Here is a 1175-nt window from a genome sequence, read left to right as displayed (position 1 = left end):
GGAAACTACGATCAAGTCAGATAATTCTGGTCTGACTTGTTCCACATGCCAGCAACCCTAAAAACGTGTCAGTTAGCCGCACTTTCCCGAAAATACGCTGCTCTTAGCAGCCGAAATCCGTTTTTTGGACGGATTAACCCTGTGCAGATCGTATCATCTGGTCTACTCGTAACACATTCCCAAGTGCAAACAGCACGGCAAGCTTGTTGTCATTTTTAGTCAGGCCTTTATAGACAGCCTTGCGGTATCCGAACTGACATTTCAAAATCCTAAATGGGTGTTCGACTTTCGCCCTGATGCTCGCCTTTAAGTATTCTGTTCGGATCAGCTGCTTATTTATGCGAGGATGCTTCTTCCAAGCGCGTATCTTGCTAGGCATCTCAGCCACTAACCAATCGACTTTTCGATCCTTGGTCTCAGCGCGCTTTTCTACTCCACGGTAACCAGAGTCCGCTGATACAAAGGATTCATCACCATGAAGGAGCTTTGGCAGTTGGTTTAGATCATGATCGTTAGCAGGCGTCGTAGTGAAACTGTGCACCAAACCACGTTTTGCATCGACACCAATGTGGGCTTTTAACCCAAAAAACCACTGCTTCCCCTTTTGCGTTTGGTGCATCTCAGGATCACGGGCGTTAGATTTATTTTTAGTGGAACTTGCAGCCTCAATGATCGTCGCGTCCACGATCGTCCCTTCTTTAAAGTAGATACCGGAATCAGACAGCCATTTGTTTACTTCTTTAAAGAGTTTACGACCCAGTTTGTGCTTCTCAAGCAAGTGACGGAAGTTCATGATGGTGGTGTGGTCAGGGATCGCACCTTCTAATGATAAGCCCGCAAACAGCCGCATCGAGGTAATTTCGTAGAGTGCATCTTCCATCGCTGGATCACTCATGTTGTACCAGTTTTGCATAAAGTGAATGCGTAGCATGGTAGCGAGAGGGTATGGACGCCGACCATTGCCAGCTTTGGGATAGAACGGTTCTATCTGAGCTTCAAGTTGCTGCCACGGGATCAATTCATTCATCCGACCGAGAAACAACTCTTTTCGGGTTTTACGGCGTTTACTGGTAAATTCGGTATCAGCGAAAGAAAGTTGGTTCATGGTTGGCAGGAGTCGTAGTCAGATTAAGTCGGCTAGATTGTCTCACATTGCCGACTTAATCGCATGTTCC

At 46.6% G+C, this 1175-nt stretch carries 1 protein-coding gene; it reads right to left on the bottom strand.

Annotation, left to right across the window (positions count from 1 at the left end; genetic code table 11):
• Nucleotides 1-133 precede the first annotated feature (133 nt).
• On the bottom strand, nucleotides 134-1105 hold the full coding sequence (locus FJM67_RS17350; protein ID WP_140591947.1) for an IS5 family transposase: 972 nt from the start codon (nucleotides 1103-1105) through the stop codon (nucleotides 134-136).
• Nucleotides 1106-1175: the final 70 nt, after the last annotated feature.

This window comes from Maribrevibacterium harenarium (assembly GCF_006385675.1).
GTDB classification, from domain to species: Bacteria; Pseudomonadota; Gammaproteobacteria; order Pseudomonadales; family Marinomonadaceae; genus Marinomonas; species Marinomonas harenarium.
Note: the sequence above shows the minus strand (reverse complement) of the source record. Positions and strands in the feature narration are given on the sequence as shown.